Annotated in this window: 1 protein-coding gene and 1 pseudogene; both read right to left on the bottom strand. The window is 73.3% G+C overall.

The window, feature by feature from the left end; translation table 11 throughout:
- Window positions 1-232, bottom strand: a pseudogene (locus tag AWQ68_RS00185) (endonuclease/exonuclease/phosphatase family protein); the annotation flags it as partial.
- 10 nt (window positions 233-242) lie between these two features.
- Window positions 243-663, bottom strand: a 421-nt coding sequence (locus AWQ68_RS43355; RefSeq protein ID WP_169808820.1) for an endonuclease/exonuclease/phosphatase family protein, incomplete at its 5' end; no start/stop codon positions are given.

Here is a 663-nt window from a genome sequence, read left to right as displayed (position 1 = left end):
TCGCGGGGGTCCAGTCGAGGTGCGAGGGGGCGTTGAAGTCGCCGGTCAGCAGGACGGGGGTGCGGCCGGAGGCGGCGAGGTCGCCGGACATGGCCGACATCACCTGCCGGATCTGCTCGGTGCGCTTCGACTCGGCCTCCCTGGCCAGCAGCCGGTCCACGCTCCATCGGCCGAAGCACGCGTCGTACGGGCCGTACGGGGTGTAGCCGAGGTGCACGTTCCAGAGGGCCACCTCGTGCCGGTCATCCAGCTGATCCGCGCGTTGACCCGGCCAGGCCCGACTCGGAGGGCAGCGGCCCGCGCGAGACGATCGGGTAGCGGCTGATGATGCCGACGTCGGCGCCCGCCTGGTAGTGGTCCCAGCCGAGCGCCTCGGCCAGTTCCTTCGCCGAGGTGGACGACGTCTCCTGCAGGCCGACCACGTCCACGTCGCGGTCGAGCAGGAACTTCAGCTGCTTCTCCCGGCCGCCCTTGACCTGGCTCCCGCCGTGCCACAGGTTCCAGGACATGGCCTTGAGCTCGGGCACCAGCGGGGCGCCCGGCGGCCGGACCCGGATGCGGACCGTGGCGGAGGTCCGCTCGCCCGCGTCGGTGCGCGCCTCGACGGTGACCGCGGCCGTCTTCGCGGACGCCGACGCCGGGGGAGTGCCGGTCACGGAGCCG

Source organism: Microtetraspora fusca (assembly GCF_001570365.1).
Lineage (GTDB): Bacteria > Actinomycetota > Actinomycetes > Streptosporangiales > Streptosporangiaceae > Microtetraspora > Microtetraspora fusca.
The sequence above is the reverse complement of the archived record's forward strand: the minus strand, read 5'-3'. Positions and strand labels throughout refer to the sequence as shown.